Source organism: Nonomuraea sp. NPDC049625 (assembly GCF_040675285.1).
Classification (GTDB): domain Bacteria; phylum Actinomycetota; class Actinomycetes; order Streptosporangiales; family Streptosporangiaceae; genus Nonomuraea; species Nonomuraea angiospora_A.
Window position 1 is genome coordinate 30247 of sequence record NZ_JBFAOQ010000025.1, and the last position, 18122, is coordinate 48368.

Sequence of the window (18122 nt, forward strand, 5' to 3'; positions counted from 1 at the left end):
TTCCTGATCGCGTCACAAGACCACCCTCGCGTAACCGATCCGCCAGCCTCTCTCCTTCACGTCGGAGACCCTCTTGTCTAGCTTCTTGGTGCTGTGCGCGGTGTAGAAGATCCCTCTTTCGCTGGAGGACGTCTTCTTCGTGACGATCGACATATGGTCGACCCCGTTGTGGTTCTGCGGATCGAAGTCCCAATACATGATGTCGCCGACGCGCACGTCCGAGAATGTGGAGCGCCATTGGATCCGGTGGCGGTTGGCCATGTGGCTCATGCTCTTCGTGACGATGACGAAGGTGTTCGAGTCCTTGCCGACGGGGGCTGCCCAGAACCAGTTGTTCGGGTTCTCGCGTTTCTGCTTCGCCGTTGACCCGTAGTTCCGGATCTCCAGGACGCCTCCGCCGAATCGCAGCGCCTTGGAGGCGAAATTGGTGCAGTCGCCGCCGCGGTGCCAGAAGTTGTCGTACTCCTGGTGGCTGTTCCAGTTCCTCCTGGCCCAGCCGGCGATGCCGGACTGGTTCACGTAGTCGGCCGAGACGGTGTCCGCCGGGGCATCGCCGGGTTCGGGCACGGTCGCGTCTTCGTTCATGTCCGCCGTGGCCGACCCGTCAGGGTAGACCTGGGAGTCGACCGAATCGCCGTCCGCCTGACCGGTGAGACCGTCGGAGGAGCCGTCCGGATGCTGACTCTGGCCTGCCACGACGACATTGAAGGAATAGTCCGCGTCGTTCTCCTCTTCTTCCGTGGTCTTCTCCCCGGTCGGGTCACGCCGGAGCCTGGACTGGTGCACCGTCGCGCGGACGGTCGCGGTCCTGCCGTCGGCCGACAAAGAGACAAGGGTGTTGCTCAGTGTGGTCGTCGAGCTTTCCTGACCCCCTCCGTCGGCGTCAGCCTCGAATTTCGCGGCCACGAGCGCTTGCTCGTCCGCCTGGAGCAGCGACTCGAACCGATAGCCCTGATCATGTTTGCCGATCGCGTCGGAGGCGCCCGCGAAACGTCCCTCGACGATGCCCTCCCGGCTGTCCAGATATTGCGTGACAGCGTCGAGGTATTCCTGCCCATCGGGAACGGCCTGCGGTTTCACGGCCGCGGTGGTGCTCCAGGCGCCGCTGCCTTGTTCGTTCTCGGCGCGTACCCGGAAGACGTAGGCCGATCCGTTGGCCAGCCCGGTGATGACGGCCCTCGGCTCGGACGGCGTCAGTGTCTTGACGACGGTTCCCGCGCTGTCGAGAACGTCCAGGTCGAACCCTGTTATGCGCGTGTCACCGGTCGAGTCGGACGGCGGCCCCCAGGTGACGAGCGCTCCGCCGTCACCTGGCCGCACGCTGACGTTCTGCAGGGTTCCCGGCGCGCCCGGCGGAACGTAGGTGACGGTGATGGTCAAGGGGACGCTCACGCCGGCGGAGCCGAAGGTCACCTCCGGTGCCGCGGGATCGGTGGTTCGCAGCGCGAGCTCCGCGAAGCCCTGACCGTCCTGACGATCTCCCTGTACGGACCCGGAGATGTCGATCTTCGCGTTGGCCAGGTCCACCTCGGCGAACGGCTCGTCCAGCAGCTTGGAGGAGACCTCTGCCCCCGACGCGTCGGCGGCGAGGCCGTCGGCCAGCTCGTACGCCGACACCTTGAGGGTGGCGGGGCACGTGGCGGCACATGTGGGGGTTCCGAGATCGAGCGTTGCCGAGGCGATCTCCGCATCCGCCGGGATTGCGGTGAGGTCCGCCTTGAACGTGGAGATCAGGCCGCCTCCCACGTGGAACACGGCGGCCTTCTCGAGCGGGCAGGAGTGCCCGTCACAGGCGTCGGAAGCCGTCTTGGCACCCCGTATGGCGAGTACGCCGGCGCCGAGGGTGGTGGATCGAGTGGGTTTGTCCGCCGTCGGTCGCGGAGCTGTGAAGGTGACTGGGGCGGTACGGGCGCTGCAGGCGGAGGCGACACATGCTTCCATCTGCCACTTGTAGACGGCGCCGGGCATGATGAGGTCGGAGGAGACCTTCAGGGCGGCGCGCTGCCCGCCCTGAACGGTGCTGGACCCCGCCGGGCTCGGTCCCACGACGGCGCCGGCACTGTCGTAGAGGTAGAACCTGGCGGTGAGCGGCTCTCCCGAGGGCCGCAGGAGCACGCCCGACAGCACGACGGCTGACGGGTCGCTCGCACCGGTGGCAAGGCCGGTGGGCACCTTGGGCACGTCCGTCGCGAACGGTGTCCACGACGACCAGCCACTCGCTCCGGTCGGGCTCGTCACCCTGACGCGGAACCGGTACGACCCGGGGTTCAGCAGGGCGCCCGCCGGCGGCGTCCAGGTCGCGGTGGCGCCGGAGGCCACCGCCTTGGGGCCTCCCGTGGCGACCACGTCACTGCTGCCGGCCTTGGTGACTTCGAACGTGTAGTTCAGCGGCGCTCCGGCGGGATCGGTCGCCTTGGCCGACAGCGTGGGCGTGAGGCTCGCGACGGTGTTGACCGCCGGGTCGGAGGAGGCTCTGGGCGCGATGTCGAGCCCTGAAGGGGTGCCGATCTTGTAGGTGAAGGTGACGCTGAGCGCGGGTTCCTTCTCCCCTTGGGCGCCGGAGACGTAGTTCGAGGAGTAGTACCGGCGCCAGGTCGAGGCGTCCTTCTCGTCCGCGCCGCGCAACTGGATGCCGTAGTCCGGCTGGCCGTCGGCCCATGCCTGCACGATGGCGTCGGTGTCCCAATGCATGAAGTCCTGAGGACAGCTCGCCGCCCCGTGCGCGGTCTTCGTGATCACCGCGCCGCTGGTCGTCGTGGCCGGCTCCGAGCCGTACTTGATGGTGTCCGGATCCCAGGCCGCCGTGATCCGCCGTGCCTGCACCCCCGCGCTGGGGTCCACGCACACCGATGACCAGAACGTCCACAGCCGCAGGTCCGTGTCCACGATCTGGGTGCCGAGCAGGTCCTCGATGTGCCGGAACTTCAGGTACGAGCGGGCGATGTGGGAGCCGTCGTACGTGCCCGCCTTCAGCTCGGTCGAGCCCCGCTGCGAATCGGGGAGGTCGCTCTGCACCCAGGTGTCGGTCTCCACGGTGAGCGTGCTCGTGGGGTCCACGGTGACGGGGTACTTCACCGCCGGGTCCGAAAGAAACCTCGGGTCCGGCTTCAGCACCAGCACCGCACCGTCGCCGCTCTGCCGCACCGTCGTCTCGATGGCGGCCTGATGAACGGGCTCGCCGGAGCGCTCGTCGGTCGTGGAGTCCCACATTCGCGGGGCCGGCGCCGACGCCAGCACCTTGCCGGCACCATCCCGCAGGTTCAGGCCGTGATCGGCGGCCTTGGAAAGCCTCAGGCCTTTCGTGACCACCGGCAGCGTGAACTCCAGCGGTCCCGTCGGACGCCGGTGCAAGACGATCGAATGGCTGAATCCGTTCGGCAACGCCCTCACGGTGAGGTCACCGCCGGGCACCACGTTCTCGTAGGTCGCCGTGTCCCCCTTGATCTGCGGCGACGGCAGAGCCTTGCCCCAGGAGACCGCGAACGAGCGATCCGCGCCCCGCACTTCGGCAAAGGGCTCCAGGCCGCCGTCGGACAGGCGGACGTCCGATGCCACGGCCTTCGGCCGCAGTCCCGCCTCGCCGTCATGCACCAGGGACGTGTCGATGGGGCGCCACTCGCCGCCGTCCTTCACCCGTACCGGGCCGGGGAAGGTTTCCAGGGTGAACGTGCCGTCAGGGTTGGCCCAGAGCGAGGAGCTGTCGCTCTTCTCGCTCTCCACCTCCACCCGCGTGCCCTGTGTCTTCGCCGATCGCGCGGCGGCCACCCGGTCGGCCGGAGGGCTCCCGTCGTCGGCCACCGCAGCCGAGCCCCCGGAAACCGGTCCGGCCAAGGACGCGGCGACCATCAGGGCCACCAGGCCACCGAGCGCGCCCCCGCGCCGCTCACCCACCGCGCGGTGACCGGCTAAGAGACCGCCTGTCCCCCGTGATCGTTTCACCGTGTTACCTCCTCGTCGCAGCCGTCACAGGCTGTCGTCGCCGGCCGCCGCCCCGTCCGTCACCGGCACGCCTCTGGGCCGGAAAGCCGGACATTCGCGCCCCGGAGAAGGGCGGCGGTCACAGACCAGCCATCATTTTCAGCGCGGCTCCGGCCAAGGCGAAGATCGTTCCATCACAGCGCAAATGTCCTGGAAGAGGCCCTGCGAGAGGGACCGGACACCGCCGGCCGGGACGCCGGCGAACTTGACCGCGCTGATCGCCGTCGAAGTAGGTGCTTCCGTCGGAGTTACATGCCGAACGGGGCACGTCGATCGGAGGATCCATGGCGCTGAGAATCCATTTCACGGGCGAGGATCTCGCGCGAACGCGCATCGCCCCCGGGTGCGACGCCATGTGGGAGGTGATGCTCAGCCTCTACAGGTTGCGCCGCCGGGAGCGGACGATCGTCTTCAGCCAGTGGAAGAAGGAGGCGCTGGCGAGGGTGCCCGCGGCGACCCGGATGCTGACGACCCTCGCGCCCGCGCGAGGCTATACCGTCGACTTCCTCACCCCGCGCACCGAGCCGGGCTCGATGACGGCGGGAACCGAGGCCCTGCGCCGAACCACACGTGAGCGGCTACATCTCGACCTGACCGAGCTGTCCTGGCGCCATCCCGGCAGGCGGTTGCCCGGGTGGGTCGGCCACCTCGCCGAGGGCGGCTCGCAGATGCTGGGCGCCGTCGCCGACGCGGCCGAGGCCTACTTCGAAGCATGCTTGTCGCCGTACTGGCCACGGATCCGCGCGCAGGTCGCCCAGGAACGCGCCCGCCGCGCACGAGTGCTCTTCGAAGGCGGCTGGGAGGCGGTGTTCGCCACGCTCCACCCGTCGGCACGGTGGAGCTTCCCGACGCTGGAGCTCGCCTATCCGGCCGACCACGACATCCACCTCAACGGCCGAGGCCTGGTGCTGCAGCCCTCGTTCTTCTGCAGGCAGACACCGATCACCCTGCGCGATCCCGAGCTGCCCCCGGTGCTGGTCTATCCGATCGAACACGACCCCACCTGGGCGCACGGCGACGCCCCCGACCGGCGTCCGACGCTGACGAGTCTGCTCGGCCCCACCCGGGCCCAGGTGCTCGAGACCATAGGCCACGGTGACTGCACCACCGGCGAGCTCGCGCGTCAGCTGGACATTCCCGGCTCGACCGCCAGCCGCCAGGCCACCACACTTCGCCAGGCCGGCCTGGTGACCAGCCACCGCCTGGGCCAAGCAGTCATCCACACCGTCACGGACCTGGGCACCGCACTCCTCAACAATCACCACCCCGGCCTGATCGCCTGAAGGGTGTGCCATGCGGGCAGCGCCGGGCTCATACGGCGATGGGGAGGTCCGCGCGCTGGTGCAGGGATTCGGCGGCGTTGATGAGCATGCTCGTCGCGTGACCGAGCAGGGGGTTGGGGTCGGTGGCGCGGCACACGGTGAAGACCCTGCGGACCTGGGAGGGGTCGCCGAGCCGGAACACGCACACCTCGCGCGACTCGATCATCGCCAGCTCCGGCACGATCGCCACCCCCAGCCCCTTGCGTACGAGCTCGAAGGGCAGGTTGTAGTCGTTGGTGCGGAACAGCACGTCGGGGTCGAAGCCGCTGGCCGCGCAGATGTGCGACAGGTTGAGCGAGGCGTCCATCCCCTCGGTGTAGGAGATCCACCGTTCGGCTGACAGCTCGCCGAACTGGATGCGCTTGCGGGCGGCCAGCCGGTGACCGGTCGGCACGAGCACGTAGAGCGGCTCCTCCATGATCAACGTCATGGTCAGGTCCTTCGGCCAGTTGTGCGGCACCATGCCGTACTCGAAGACCACGGCCAGGTCGAGCCGCCCCTCGTTGACGGCGGGAATGGTCCGGTGCGGATCGCCTTCCTCGTAGCGGATGTCCACGTTGGGCCGGTCGCGCAGGAACTCGGCCAGCACGGCGGGCACCAGCCGGAACCCGGCGGACCAGAAGCTGCCGAGCCGCAGCCTGCCCCGGTGGGTGGTGGCGAAGGAACGCATCTCCTCCTCCGCCGCCTCGAGGTCGGCCAGCAGCCGGGCTGCCTTGCGGGCCAGCTCGGCCCCCGCCGCGGTGGGCCGGATGCTGCGCGGCAGGCGCTCGAACAGCTGGACGCCCAGGGTCCGCTCCAGCGAGGAGACCTGCTGCGAGATGGCCGACGGGGTGAACCCGAGGCGCTTGGCGGCGGTCCGGAGCGAACCGGTGGCGACCACCTCACGGATCGCCTGAAGCTGGGCGGGAGTAAGCATCGGCTCAACTTAACAGTCCGGCAGTAAGCATCACCAGACCGCGGACCATCTTGAGGCGAGGCGATCGATCACCTGGGCGGCTACCTGGGGCGGGTGAGAAAGAGGATAAGGAGGAGTGAACAGGTTGTGCACCAATGCGCATGCTCGCTTACCTTGTCGTATCCAAACGGACCCCCAATATTGGTGTTTACGGAACGTAGTAGTACCAAGCGCGAGAGGTGGTGTCCTGCGCGATGCGGTTCACCCAAGCAGCCGCCGCATTCGGCCTGGCGGGACTCCTGTCCCTGACAGCTTGTTCCGGAGGCGGCGCCTCCCAGGCGGCCGCCCCGGCACAGCAGAAGAATCAGGAACTGCACGACCTGCTGCCCGACAAGATCAAGAAGAGCGGCACGCTCAACGTGGCCGCTGGTCACAACTACCCGCCGCTGGTCTTCCTCGACACCGACAACAAGTCGGTCATCGGCCTCGAACCCGAGCTGATGAAGGCCATCGGCCAGGTGCTCGGCGTCGAGGTGACGTTCAGCCAGGCCAGCTTCGACAGTCTCATCGCCGGCGTGCAGGCACGCCGGTACGACCTGGCCATCCAGGCGATGCTCGACAAGCCGGAACGCCGCGAGAAGGTCACCTTCGTCGACTACTTCAAGACCAGCAGCTCGCTCCTGGTCCAGGAGAAGGACGCCCAGGCGATCAAGTCGCTCGACGACCTCTGCGGGAAGACGGCGGCCGTCGAGCAGGGCACCGCCCAGGCCGACGACGCCGAGCAGCAGAAGAAGAAGTGCACGGACGCGGGCAAGCCGGCGGTCCAGGTGCTGGTGTTCCCCGACACGGTCGGCTGTCTGCAGGCCGTCTCCACCGGCCGGGCCAACGCCTTCATCGGCGGCACGCCCACCATCACCTACCAGGCCGAGCAGTCCGGCGGCCGGATGAAGCAGGTCGGCGAGCCCTACCGCTTCCTGCCGTACGGGATCCTCGTCAACAAGGAGGACCAGAACCTCTCCAAGGCCGTGCAGCAGGCGCTGCAGAAGCTGATGGAGAACGGCTCCTACGCCAAGATCCTCGACAAGTGGAAGATGTCGTCGGGCGCCCTCGACAAGGCCGTGCTCAACGGCGGCGAGTCGTGACCACGACCGGGCAGACCGCTCCCCCGGCTCCACGGGAGCGGATCCAGGCCGTCCCGCTCCGCCATCCGGGGCGCTGGGTGAGCGCGGCCGTCCTCGGCTTCCTGGTGATCTTCCTGCTGCAGGGCTGGGTGGCCAACCCGCGCATGGAGTGGAAGGTGGTCGGCGAGTACCTCTTCTCCCCCGCGGTCCTGAGCGGGCTCGGCACCACGCTGCTGCTCACGGTGCTCGCCATGCTCGTCGGCGTCGCGGGCGGCATCGTGCTGGCCGTGCTGCGCATGTCGCCCAACCCGTTGCTGGCGGCGCTGAGCGCGTTCTACATCTGGGTCTTCCGCGGCGTGCCGCTGCTGGTGCAGCTGCTGTTCTGGTACTTCCTGTCCGCGGTGGTGCCGAAGATCGGGCTCGGCGTGCCCTGGGGGCCGACGTTCTTCGAGGTCGACACCAACCTGATCATCACCCAGCTCACCGCGGCGGTGCTGGGCCTCGGCCTGCACGAGGCGGCCTACATGGCCGAGATCGTGCGGGCCGGCATGACCTCCGTCGACCACGGTCAGACGGAGGCGGCCCACGCCCTGGGCCTGACCCGCTTCCAGACCCTGCGCAAGATCATTCTTCCGCAGGCCATGCGGGTCATCATCCCGCCGACGGGCAACCAGGTGGTCTCCATGCTCAAGACCACCTCCCTCGTCTTCGCCATCGCCGTACCTGAGCTCCTGACCTCGATCCAGGGCATCTACTCCAGGAACTTCCAGCAGGTCGCCCTGCTCACGGTCGCGTGCTTCTGGTATCTGGTGGCCACGACCGTCCTGAACGCCGGGCAGCACTACATCGAACGCAGGTTCAGCCGATGACGACCCTCATCCGCGCGGAAGGCGTGCACAAGCGGTTCGGAGCGCTCGACGTACTCAAAGGCATCGATCTGGAGGTCGCGGAGGGAGAGGTGCTGGCCGTGATCGGCCCGTCCGGCTCCGGCAAGTCCACCTTCCTGCGCTGCATCAACCACCTCGAACGCATCGACGCCGGACGCCTCTACTTCCGCGACCACCTGATCGGCTACGAGGAGCGCGACGGGAAGGTCTACGAGCTGCCGGACAAGGCGATCGCCGCCCAGCGGGTGGACATCGGGATGGTCTTCCAGCGCTTCAACCTCTTCCCGCACATGACCGCGCTCGAGAACATCATGATGGCGCCGATCATGGTCAAGAAGGAGCCGAAGGCCGAGGTACGCGAGCGCGCCCACGCCCTGCTGACCAGGGTGGGGCTGGCCGACAAGGCGAACAGCCGCCCCGACCAGCTGTCCGGCGGCCAGCAGCAGCGCGTCGCCATCGCCCGCGCCCTGGCGATGCGGCCCGACCTCATGCTGTTCGACGAGCCGACCTCGGCCCTCGACCCGGAGCTCGTGGGCGAGGTCCTGGACGTCATGCGCGACCTCGTACGCGAGGACGGCATGACGATGATCATCGTCACCCACGAGATGGGATTCGCCCGCGAGGTGTGCGACACCATCGTCTTCATGGACGACGGGGTCGTCGTGGAGTCCGGGCCGCCCGGCGCCGTGCTCGGCGAGCCCCGGCACGAGCGCACCCGGGCATTCCTCAGCAAGGTCCTCTGACTCCCGAAGGAAAGATATCCACGTGTCCCGCGTCATCGTTCTCGGCGCCGGAGTGCTCGGTGCCTCCGTCGCCTACCACCTGGCCGTCGCAGGGGCTCAGGTCGTCGTCATCGAGGCCGGCGGCCCCGCCGCGGGCACCTCCAGCGCGACCTTTTCCATGGACGTCACCCACCTGAAGACCCCGCGCGCCTACTACGAGCTCAACCGCGCCAGCGCAGCCCTGCACGCCACTTTGGCCGAGGAGCTCGAAGGCCCGTCGTGGCGGCACCCCATGCCCGCCATCCAGTGGGGCGACAGCGAGGAGAGCCAGCGGGGGCTCAGGGAGCGGGCCGTCCGCCTCAAGTCGTGGGGGCACCCCTGCCGCATCGCCGACCCGTCCGAGCTGCGCGAACTCGCCCCCGCCGTCGACCCGGCGGCGTGCACGGCGAGCGAGCTCGTGGTCCACGACCAGAGCGCGTGGTACGACGCCCCGCTCTTCGTGCAGCGCCTGCTCGATCGCGCCGCCACGCTCGGCGCCGACATCAGGTACGGCCTGCGGGCACAGGCGCTGATCCGCGACGGCGACGCCGTCACCGGTGTCGAGACCGGCACGCGGCGCTGGGAGGCCGACTGGGTGGTCAACTGCACCGGCCCGGACGCCGACCGCATCGCGGCCCTGGCCGGCACCGACCTGCCCATGACCCGGATCCCCGGGCTGGTGGGAGAGAGCACGCCGGTCCCCGGCCTGCGGCTCGACGCCATCCTGGCCACGCCCGAGGTGGACCTGCGCCCCGCTCCCGGAGACCGGATCTGCTCCATCTCCTGGCCCGTGGACGCGCTGCTGCCCGGCCAGAGCGACGACGCCCTGGCCGAACGGTTGCACGCCGGCGGCCAGCGGGTCCTTCCCGCGCTGCGCGCCGCCCGGCTGGCCGGCGTACGCCTCGGCGTCCGGCCCGTGCCGGCGGACGGCCTGCCGCTGGCGGGCACGCACCCCGAGGTCCCCGGCCTCTACCACCTCGTCACCCACAGCGGCGTCAACCTGGCGCCCGAGCTCGGCCGGCTCGCGGCTCAGGAGATCATCGACGGTGACGGCCCCGGCCTCGCCGGATACCGCATCACCCGCGGCGTCACGGCCTCCGTGCAGGACGAGAGCCTGACCCTCATGACCACCCGCTGACCCCGCCCGAGGCCGCATGCGCAGTGTGCGGCCTCGGGGGTGTCCGTCACCGGGATCATCCCAGCACGGCCTCGTCGTCGCAGCGGACCGTGACCAACGCGAAGAACACGTGCGTCCGCGCATCCTGGGAGACCACCGACTCGAACACGTCGCACGCCGTGAACCCGTGGTCGAGCGCGTTCTGCCTGGCGGCGCTCTCCGCGTTGGCGAGCGCCGTGTCCTCCACGGCTCCTTTTCCGAAGCCGTCGAACAGCGCGCCGCTCTGGGCGGTGGCCACGGTGGTGGTCGCAGTGACGGTCGCGGTGACCAGCGTCGCCGCGACCAGCAGCTTTTTCATCAGGTACGACATGGGAGCTCCTCATGGCTCGTCGGTGGGTCTACACCCGATGGGCGTTCCATCCCGTTCCACGTGCCGACGAGGACCGCGTTCACCCTCCTTCGACGCGCCCTCGGTCGTACGATCACTGGGCATGAAGATCCCCGACCCGCCCGAGACCGGACCTGAGGCTTTCGAGGCGGCGCTGCGGGCCGCGGACTGGACCGCGTTCGTCCCGGAACATGACCTTGTCCCGCTGCGCGCCGCACTCGTCGAGCTGGAGCGACGCCACGGTGTCGTCGACGCGCACCGGTACGCGACCGAGCGGATCCGGGAGCACGGCGCGCTGCTACGCCATCCGGACGTCCACCAGGTCGAGATCACCGCGCAGGCGCTCAGCCCGTCCGGCCGGTATCTGGCGGTGGGCGACTTCGGGGGCGACGACTACGACCGCGGAGCCACCCTGCAGATCTGGGAGGTGACCACCGGGCGGTGCGTCAACGTCATCGACTGGATCGAGGGCGGGATCGGCTGGCCCGGCTACGGCGAGGTCATCCAGTGGTCGGCGGACGATTCGCGCCTCGCCATGGCCTACCGGTCGAACAACGTGGGCGTCTGGGACCCGTTCGGCGAGAAGAACGAACCCGTCGGAACCGCTCGCCTCACCTACTCGGGACGCCCGGACCCGTTCGCCCTGGCGCCCGACGGCGTGCGCGCCTACGTCCTTCAGGAGGCCGACGCGCGCGCTCACGGCGCCGTCGTCCCGCTGGACGGCGGGGAGGTCTGGCCGGACGACCCCAGGATCGAACCGCTGTCGGACGGCAACCGGTTCGTCCTGGACCGGGTCGTCTGGTCGCGAGATGGCCGGCGGCTCTACGGGAACCTGCACGACGGGCGCATCTGCTCGATCGACGCCGCGTCGGGCCGCGTCACGTGGATGACCGAGGGCGACCGCAACTACACGTGGCCGTCCGGCGAATGGAGCCCCGACGAAAGCCTCCTCGCCTTTCACCACGACGGCCGCCTGGTGATCGCCGACGCGCTCACCGGCCGACGGGTGTCCGAGGGGCCCGGGTACGCCGAGGTGACGTTCATGTCGTGGGGGACGCGCCTGGCGATCGTCGAATGCGGTTCGCGCGTCGGCATCGTGGACAGAACCGGGCAGCACCGCTACGACCTCGACCTTGAGCTGCGGTCGCCGAGTTACGACCTGGACGTACGCCCCTGGGCTTGGGAGCCGGACGGCGAGCGTGCCGCGTGCCTGACCGCCGAGGGCCGCGTCGAGATCTGGTCGCTCGGTGACGAGGGAGGCGAACGGCTGCGCTCCTTCGACGCGCCCGCCGAGGCCACGGGGGTGCACTGGGGCGCCGACGACGTGCTCGTGGTGCTGGGCACGACGGTGCTGCGGTTCCTGCGCGCGGACTCCGGCGAGGTGATCGGCGACTTCAGGTTGCTGCGGCAGCCGTCCGCGCCACGTCCCCTGATGCTCGACGACGAGGACTTCGGGGAGGACATGTACCCCGAGCCGAACCCCACGTTCGCGCTGGACGACGAGACCTGGGCCGTCGCCCTGCTGCCCGGAGTCGTGATCGCCCCTCCCGGACGCGACGACGACCTGGCCGCGGCCCTCGCGTGGGCGCCCGCCCGGCGGTTCGCCTGGCCCGTGCACTGGGGTGAGCTGGAGGTCGTTCCCGACGCGCCCGCCGCGGCCGAACGCGTGCCCGAACCGCTGTACGAGTACTTGGAGCCCTTCCGGGGCCGGACGATGACGGACCCGAGCCCTCAGGAGTGGCCGCCGCCCAACATTGCCACCGTCGACGACCTTTTCCGCGCCTTCAAGGAGGCGGTCGTGGAGTACGGGGTCAACCGCCGCAACACCTGGGCCGGCGAGGCGCTCCACTCCGCGGCCGTGCTCAGGGCGCTGCGCGGGGAGACGGCCGGGGCGCTGGAGCTGATCGGGACGTTGCCCGAACATCGCCGGCCACGCGTCGCCGCCGAGGTGGCGATGATGCTCGCGGCCTCGGGGCTGGAGGACGACGCGCGTTCCGTCTTCAGCCGTACCGACGGAATGTGGGGTGAGTCCGCCTCGACGGCGGGCTCCATGGGCGCCGTCCATGCGCTGCTGGGCGACGGCGCACAGGCCGACGCGTGGTTCGACCGGGCCCGGGAGAAGGTCCGCGAGAACGACGGCGGCTGGGACCACAGCCTCCGGGTCGTCCGGGCGCTGATGGAATGCGGCCGCGAGGACGAGGCACGCGCGCTGCTCGCCGAGGGCGCCGGCGCGGCCGGCGACGACGTCGGCATCCCGTTCCTGGGCTACCTGCTGCGCAAGGGCAAGGTGGAGCTCGCCGAGGAGTTGCTCCGGTCCGGTGACGGCTGGTTCCAGGGCTGGGGCGCGCAGCGGCTCCTCGTCGAGCACGGCCTGCCGCGCATGCTCGTGGACTGGGGTGAGCGCTACAACTGCTGGGTGAAGGAGACCGTGCCGATCGCGGAACGCAACGCCGCCCACGGCCGCCCGGCCGGGCCCGGCGGCGCGTCCGGACCCGGCGGCGCGGATGTCGAGGCCCTCGCGCAGGCGCGTGCCGAGCTGCTCCGCATGCCCCCGGGACGCCGCCACGGCCCGACCGTCAAGCTCACCGTCCAAGCCGCCGAATGCCGCCACCTGAGCGCGGTGCTCGCCCTGCTCCCCGAGCTGCCGATGCCGTCCTACGGCGGCATCAGCTCTCACGACCGGCCGTGGGTCGCCTCCACGGCCCTGCGAATCGTCACCACCGGCGTCGACGTCGACCCCTGGTGACACCCGGGCGGACGCCGGCGGTAGCCCCTGCCCGCTGATGGGGCCTACTCGGCTTCGGCCGGCGAGTCGGTCTTGACGGGCGCCGGCCGGACAGCGAGCTCTTCGTAGTCTCTGATACGGACAGGCGGGAGCGAGCGTATCCGTGCGGGTCTGATCCGGGAGGTGTCGAAGCCGTCGGGCCAGGCGGTGGTCTCGTCGAAGACCACGCGTTTCAGCGAAGCACCGGTCAGGACGGCGCCGGTCAGCGTGGCGCCACGGAGGTCGGCGTAGTCCAGGCGAGCGCCGCGCAGGTTCGCGTTCCGCAGGTCGGTCCTGGTCAGATCGGTGCCCCGGAGGTCGATGCCCTCGGCGATGACTCCGGTCAGGACCGCGTCGCGCAGATCGGCCTGGTAGAGGATCGCGTCGGCAAGGACCGCCCCCGCCAGTCGTACTCCGCTGAGATCCGCGCGGGTCAGGTCGGCTCCGACGAAAGCGGCCTCGGTCAGATCGCTGAAATGGAAGTCCGCGTCGCGCAACCGCGCGGAGGCGAGGTTGACCTTGGGCAGGACCAGGCGGTCGAGGCGGAGCACCTGTCCCCGGACCGCGTCCCGGCGGCCGAGGACGGTCAGTGCGGCGTGGATGTCAGGGGCGCGGAGGGAGAGGTTGACCGAGCTGTCCGCCGCCGTGGCGGCGTGACGCGCGTGCCGGGCATCGCGTTGCGGCTCGCAGGCTCGGTTGCCGACGAACGCGGAGAGGATCTCCCCGATGGTCCGGCGGTCGGCCGTGGATGAGCGGGAGATGCGTTCCAGCGCGTAGATGCCGCCGAGGCGGACGTCCACGCTCGGGTCACCCAGATGCGCTATGGCGGCGGCGAAGGACTCGGTCGCCTGCCCGTGACGGCTGAGCTGTAGCTGGCGCCAGGTGAGATAAGCGCCGATCAGCAGCACCAGGCCACCGACGCCCTGGAGCAGGGTGGTGCGGATGTTGTTCACGGCGGTGGCGTAGTCGGCCGGCGGCTTTGCCGCGCCCAGGTCCCATGCGAGCAGGTAGCGGGGCAGGAAGAGAGCACCGGCCAAGGCGCCGAATCCCAGGAGCGCGGTGAGGAGAAAGGGCCCCGAGATCCGGTACCGCCAGGAGGGGCCGACGCGTGCGATCTTGTCCGTTCGCACGGGGTGTCCGGGGAGCGGAGGTGTGTGATCTTCGATCCTGCCGCCGCCAAGGCCTCTGAATGGCTTCTTCATCTGTGCGGCGGCTCTCCGATCGTCACTGACCTCTGCGGTTCGACAGCCCTTCGTGGCTTCACTCCTGGGAGAAGCAGTACGACTATGACACTTCGCCGCCGACCTCAACACAGCTGGATCTGTGTGAGGTCGTGCCGGCCGAGTTCTCCATGGACCTCGGCCGCACAGCTACACCTCATCGGCCGGCATGCCCCTGTACGCTCACGTCTACTGCTCGCCCTGGGACAGGTGGGCCTTGGCGTCGTCGTAGGAGGCGTCACCGCTCGCCCCGGCGGGCCGGTAGACCAGGTACAGCACGCCCGTCGCGAACGTCTCCGACTTGATCAGTTCCAGCGGGATGGAGTTCTCCCCCTCGTCGAACAGGCGCTCACCCTTGCGGACGGCGATCGGGTGCACCAGCAGGTGCAGTTCGTCCAGCAGTCCCGCGGTCAGGAGCTGGCGGACCACCGACACCGAGCCGCTGACGGCGATGCGGCCGCCCTGCTCGTTCTTCAACGCGGTCACGGCCTCGACCAGGTCGCCCTGGAGCAGCTCGGAGTTCCGCCAGCTGAACTCCAGGGGCTGGCGCGACACGACGATCTTCCGCGCGTCGCCGAGCGTCTTCGCGAAGCCCGCGTCCTCGCCGCCCTCGGCCTCCCGCTCCGGCCACGCTCCGGCGAAGCTGTCATAGGTCTTGCGGCCCAGGAGCAGGGTGTCGGCCATCTGCGCCGTCACGGCGGCGCCCATCTCGTCGTTGAAGTACGGGAAGTGCCACTGTGCCGGCTCCTCGACGACCCCGTCGAGCGAGATGAACAGGCTTGCAGCGATCGTCCTCATGATGTTCCTCCAAGGAAGGGGCGGAGCCGTCCGGCTCAGCCGCTCTGATGTTCTGTAGCCTCGCGGAATCACCTTACGGATCTCTTAAGGTCTCCCTTCGGAACGGGAGTTTGATCCCTGTACGGTCACCTCCATGAACTGGCAGCAGGACTCGGTGACCGCGGTGAACGCATTAACCGCCCGGTGGGTGCAGACCTGTTCGGGTGGATCGGTCGTGATGGCCGGCGCAGGAGCCTGGCCGCTGCTGGCCCACCTGGCATCGGCCGCCGGGGGACGAGGCCGCACAGAACTGCAGGATGCCGTCGGGATGGACGCCGCCACCGCGTCCCAGGCGGCCCGAGCCGTTGACCGACCGCGTGCTCCTCGTCCTGGCCGTGGCGCTGACCGTCCGCACCACCTGGCTACGCCCGTTCACCGACGGCATCGACCTGTTCGAGTACGGCCCGTGGGCCGGACGTGAGATCCACGTCCTACGCCGCAGCACCCGCGTACTCGACCGCGCCAGAGTCGCCGACACTCCCGCCGGCCCGCTGACCATGCTCCGCGTCATGGGCACGGGCGGAATCGACGTCCACCTCGTTCTCGGTGACGAATCGATGAAACCCGGCCACGTCCTCACCGCCGGCATCGACGTACTGGCCGGACGCCACCCCACCACCCCAGCCGGCCTCTTGCGTGCGGGCAGCCCGAGCCCCGGATTGACCGTCCGCCACGTCCGCGACCACACCCCCGACGACGCCTTGAACGTCACGGTCCCGCGCTTCACCATCACTTCCACGCACGACCTCCTGGACCTGCCCGAGGTCTTCGGCCTGGCAACGGTGACCGACGTGACCCGCGGGCACTTCCCCGGCATCAGCACCCAACCGCTCGCCGTCACCCAGGCCCGGCAGGACGCCGTCGCCACCTTCCAGGCCACCGGCTTCGAGGCCGCCGCCGTAACCGCCTTCGGCGCCGTCGGAGCCGGAATCGCCCCACCACCCCCCTACCGCGTCAGACACATCGACCTCGACTTCAGCCATCCCTTCGGATTCCTCACGGTCGACCGCCGAAGCCGCCTCATCCTGACCGCCGGCTGGGTCGCCGAACCCCAGAACCTGAGCAGGCTTGAAGAGTGAAGGAGCCGAGCAGCCGGGCTGCCGTCAACCGAGGCGTGCGAACAGGACCAGCCCGGCGACGGTGGAGGCCACTCCGATCCCCAGCACGCCCAACTGCCCCATGACACCGGCCCGGCCTTGCTTGTCGCCGAGCCACACTCCGGCCACCGCCGCCGGGGCGGTGACGAACACGAGCCACGGGCTCCAGGCCAGAAGCAGGGTGAACCCGACCTGGGTCGCGATCGACGACGCGGTCTTGACGAGCCTCATCCCCACAGGGAAGCGCTCGGGGGCGTCCTTGGCCAGGGGGTCGGTGTGGCTGAGGATGACGGCCAGCGTGCCCATGGCCAAGCCGGTGACAGCGCCGGTCAGCTCGTACCCGAGGGCCAGCCATACGGCCTCGTCTACGTCGGCGTGCAGCAGCGTCACCAGCGCGAGCCGGACCGCCTCGAAGAGCGCGCCGACGAGCAGGAACGTCCGGTGAACGGGTTCGCCGTGGTCCCGAGGCCGGTAGCGGGTGATCACCGCATAGGTCGCGAGGCCGACCACGAACAGCAGGCCGGCATAGAGCACGCCGGTGATCAGGGCCGGCCAGGAGAAGGGGGCGAGCCAGCTGCCCGTCGCCGCGGTGACCGCCACCACGGGCAGGAACCCGCCGAGCACTCCGGCATTACGTATGCGCCGGGCCTTGCGCACGCTCCGGCTGACAGCCGAGTCCTCGTCGGCGAGGTCGCGTTCGATCTCCTCGACCCGCGCCCTCGCCCGCTCCCGTCCTTGCCCTCGTCGCTGACGGTCGCCGTCTCCGCGCATGTCCGCCCCCCGTTTGGCGTCTATTCGCGATGACGAGCGGCAACGGGGAGAAAGTTCCCTACCCTTTCCCGGACGCCGACGTTGACGCGGCGGCAATCCGGGTGGCCCACTAACCGGACGCCACAACCTCACCGGCCGTGACCTGAGGAGCGTTGGGAAGCAGGGAGACCATGCGCTCCCGCACGAAGTCCGCGGCCCTCTTGGTTGATTCTTCGGCTCCATCCTGATCTTCGAAGACGCTGGTGGAAAGCATCACCCCATCCCCGGCGTCAACCCAGAAGTAGGCCACGAACCCGGGGATCGGGCGGATGAGTGGCACGAACTCCTCACTCACCAGGCGCCCGGCCCCGGCGGGATCGGTTACCCCCTCGTACCGCCGTACCATTGCGTACATCGTCGACCTCCTCCTGGAGCCCAAGATCGCCCCACGAGGGAGGAACTACCCCCGCCACGGGCCCTGTGAAGCCAAGGGCCGGTAATGAATGCCACATTCAGGACCTGGAAAAGAAGATGACCACGCAGCCCCACCACGTCGACCACGAACTCATCGAGGCCGCGACGCACGTCGCCCGCACTCGCTGCCGGGGTGACAACCACACCATGGCAGCCGCGGCCCGTGCCCGGGACGGCCGGATCATCACCGCCGTGAACGCCTACCACTTCACGGGAGGACCCTGCGCCGAGCTGGTCCTCATCGGCGCGGCAGCCGCCCAGGGCGCCTACGAGCTGGACACCATCGTCGCCGTGGGCGATCGCGACCGGGGCGTCGTCCCCCCGTGCGGCCGCTGCCGTCAGGTCCTCCTCGACTACTTCCCCGCCCTCAAGGTCATCGTCGGCAAGGACGACCGCATCCGAACGGTCCTCATCACCGATTTGCTCCCCGAAACCTACGTCTGGGCCGACCACCAGCTCGACGCCGGGTAAACCGCGCCTCGTACGGTGTCAGCGGCGGGCCCTCGGCGGG

15 protein-coding genes are annotated in these 18122 nt (G+C 69.5%); 8 read left to right on the forward strand and 7 right to left on the reverse strand.

Annotation, left to right across the window (positions count from 1 at the left end):
• Positions 1 to 12 precede the first annotated feature (12 nt).
• A complete protein-coding gene (locus AB0J87_RS57360; protein ID WP_363983326.1) occupies positions 13 to 3939 on the reverse strand; it encodes a DNRLRE domain-containing protein in 3927 nt (1308 codons plus the stop codon).
• A 323-nt stretch (positions 3940 to 4262) separates the two neighbouring features.
• On the opposite strand from AB0J87_RS57360, the gene AB0J87_RS57365 reads away from it, so the two are divergent.
• Positions 4263 to 5261, forward strand: a complete 999-nt coding sequence (locus tag AB0J87_RS57365) for a helix-turn-helix domain-containing protein (RefSeq protein ID WP_363983329.1) — start codon at positions 4263 to 4265, stop codon at positions 5259 to 5261.
• 28 nt (positions 5262 to 5289) lie between these two features.
• Here the strand turns inward: AB0J87_RS57365 and AB0J87_RS57370 are convergent, their stop codons facing one another.
• On the reverse strand, positions 5290 to 6216 hold the full coding sequence (locus tag AB0J87_RS57370) for a LysR family transcriptional regulator (protein WP_363983332.1): 927 nt from the start codon (positions 6214 to 6216) through the stop codon (positions 5290 to 5292).
• Positions 6217 to 6449: 233 nt separating this feature from the next.
• Here AB0J87_RS57370 and AB0J87_RS57375 point away from each other — a divergent pair, with 233 nt between their 5' ends.
• Genes AB0J87_RS57375 through AB0J87_RS57390 form a run of 4 tightly spaced genes read left to right on the forward strand, consistent with a single transcriptional unit; the run spans position 6450 to position 10102 of the window.
• Entirely contained in the window at positions 6450 to 7337 is an 888-nt protein-coding gene (locus AB0J87_RS57375) for an ABC transporter substrate-binding protein (RefSeq protein ID WP_350731817.1), read from the forward strand.
• Entirely contained in the window at positions 7334 to 8185 is an 852-nt protein-coding gene (locus AB0J87_RS57380) for an amino acid ABC transporter permease (protein WP_363983335.1), read from the forward strand. The genes AB0J87_RS57375 and AB0J87_RS57380 overlap by 4 nt, the downstream gene beginning before the upstream one ends.
• A complete protein-coding gene (locus AB0J87_RS57385) occupies positions 8182 to 8946 on the forward strand; it encodes an amino acid ABC transporter ATP-binding protein (protein ID WP_350731821.1) in 765 nt (254 codons plus the stop codon). Before AB0J87_RS57380 ends, AB0J87_RS57385 begins: the two co-directional genes overlap by 4 nt.
• 22 nt (positions 8947 to 8968) lie before the next feature.
• On the forward strand, positions 8969 to 10102 hold the full coding sequence (locus AB0J87_RS57390) for an FAD-binding oxidoreductase (protein WP_363983339.1): 1134 nt from the start codon (positions 8969 to 8971) through the stop codon (positions 10100 to 10102).
• A gap of 55 nt (positions 10103 to 10157) precedes the next feature.
• Here the strand turns inward: AB0J87_RS57390 and AB0J87_RS57395 are convergent, their stop codons facing one another.
• Positions 10158 to 10451: a hypothetical protein gene (locus tag AB0J87_RS57395; RefSeq protein WP_363983342.1), complete on the reverse strand. Its 294-nt coding sequence runs from the start codon at positions 10449 to 10451 to the stop codon at positions 10158 to 10160.
• 121 nt (positions 10452 to 10572) lie between these two features.
• On the opposite strand from AB0J87_RS57395, the gene AB0J87_RS57400 reads away from it, so the two are divergent.
• The gene (locus AB0J87_RS57400) at positions 10573 to 13215 is read left to right on the forward strand and encodes a WD40 repeat domain-containing protein (RefSeq protein ID WP_363983345.1); all 2643 of its coding nucleotides are present in this window, start codon (positions 10573 to 10575) and stop codon (positions 13213 to 13215) included.
• Positions 13216 to 13259: 44 nt separating this feature from the next.
• Here AB0J87_RS57400 and AB0J87_RS57405 read toward each other — a convergent pair whose 3' ends face one another.
• Together AB0J87_RS57405 and AB0J87_RS57410 are read right to left on the reverse strand one after the other, a co-directional pair.
• Positions 13260 to 14363 carry a pentapeptide repeat-containing protein gene (locus AB0J87_RS57405; RefSeq protein WP_363983348.1) on the reverse strand — a complete coding sequence of 368 codons (1104 nt, stop codon included), beginning with the start codon at positions 14361 to 14363 and terminating at the stop codon, positions 13260 to 13262.
• A gap of 279 nt (positions 14364 to 14642) precedes the next feature.
• Positions 14643 to 15251 (reverse strand): dihydrofolate reductase family protein, encoded by a 609-nt coding sequence (locus AB0J87_RS57410; RefSeq protein WP_363983350.1) that lies wholly within the window; start codon positions 15249 to 15251, stop codon positions 14643 to 14645.
• A gap of 296 nt (positions 15252 to 15547) precedes the next feature.
• Between AB0J87_RS57410 and AB0J87_RS57415 the strand changes: the two genes are divergently transcribed.
• A complete protein-coding gene (locus AB0J87_RS57415) occupies positions 15548 to 16369 on the forward strand; it encodes a serpin family protein (RefSeq protein ID WP_363983353.1) in 822 nt (273 codons plus the stop codon).
• A gap of 24 nt (positions 16370 to 16393) precedes the next feature.
• Here the strand turns inward: AB0J87_RS57415 and AB0J87_RS57420 are convergent, their stop codons facing one another.
• Entirely contained in the window at positions 16394 to 17158 is a 765-nt protein-coding gene (locus AB0J87_RS57420) for a hypothetical protein (RefSeq protein WP_363983356.1), read from the reverse strand.
• 109 nt (positions 17159 to 17267) lie between these two features.
• Positions 17268 to 17552, reverse strand: coding sequence for a hypothetical protein (locus tag AB0J87_RS57425; protein WP_363983358.1), 285 nt, complete (start codon positions 17550 to 17552; stop codon positions 17268 to 17270).
• Between the two features lie 116 nt (positions 17553 to 17668).
• On the opposite strand from AB0J87_RS57425, the gene AB0J87_RS57430 reads away from it, so the two are divergent.
• Complete coding sequence (locus tag AB0J87_RS57430; protein ID WP_363983360.1) at positions 17669 to 18082, forward strand: cytidine deaminase; 414 nt, start codon at positions 17669 to 17671, stop codon at positions 18080 to 18082.
• The last annotated feature ends 40 nt before the right edge of the window (positions 18083 to 18122 follow it).

What these genes read in the sequence shown, in the direction of transcription:
- AB0J87_RS57410 (WP_363983350.1), bottom strand. Translation starts at nt 15,251, where the DNA reads ATGAGGACGATCGCTGCAAGCCTGTTCATCTCGCTCGACGGGGTCGTC.
- AB0J87_RS57365 (WP_363983329.1), top strand. Translation starts at nt 4,263, where the DNA reads ATGGCGCTGAGAATCCATTTCACGGGCGAGGATCTCGCGCGAACGCGC.
- AB0J87_RS57370 (WP_363983332.1), bottom strand. Translation starts at nt 6,216, where the DNA reads ATGCTTACTCCCGCCCAGCTTCAGGCGATCCGTGAGGTGGTCGCCACC.
- AB0J87_RS57430 (WP_363983360.1), top strand. Translation starts at nt 17,669, where the DNA reads ATGACCACGCAGCCCCACCACGTCGACCACGAACTCATCGAGGCCGCG.
- AB0J87_RS57395 (WP_363983342.1), bottom strand. Translation starts at nt 10,451, where the DNA reads ATGTCGTACCTGATGAAAAAGCTGCTGGTCGCGGCGACGCTGGTCACC.
- AB0J87_RS57375 (WP_350731817.1), top strand. Translation starts at nt 6,450, where the DNA reads ATGCGGTTCACCCAAGCAGCCGCCGCATTCGGCCTGGCGGGACTCCTG.
- AB0J87_RS57425 (WP_363983358.1), bottom strand. Translation starts at nt 17,552, where the DNA reads ATGTACGCAATGGTACGGCGGTACGAGGGGGTAACCGATCCCGCCGGG.
- AB0J87_RS57385 (WP_350731821.1), top strand. Translation starts at nt 8,182, where the DNA reads ATGACGACCCTCATCCGCGCGGAAGGCGTGCACAAGCGGTTCGGAGCG.
- AB0J87_RS57415 (WP_363983353.1), top strand. Translation starts at nt 15,548, where the DNA reads ATGCCGTCGGGATGGACGCCGCCACCGCGTCCCAGGCGGCCCGAGCCG.
- AB0J87_RS57400 (WP_363983345.1), top strand. Translation starts at nt 10,573, where the DNA reads ATGAAGATCCCCGACCCGCCCGAGACCGGACCTGAGGCTTTCGAGGCG.
- AB0J87_RS57420 (WP_363983356.1), bottom strand. Translation starts at nt 17,158, where the DNA reads ATGCGCGGAGACGGCGACCGTCAGCGACGAGGGCAAGGACGGGAGCGG.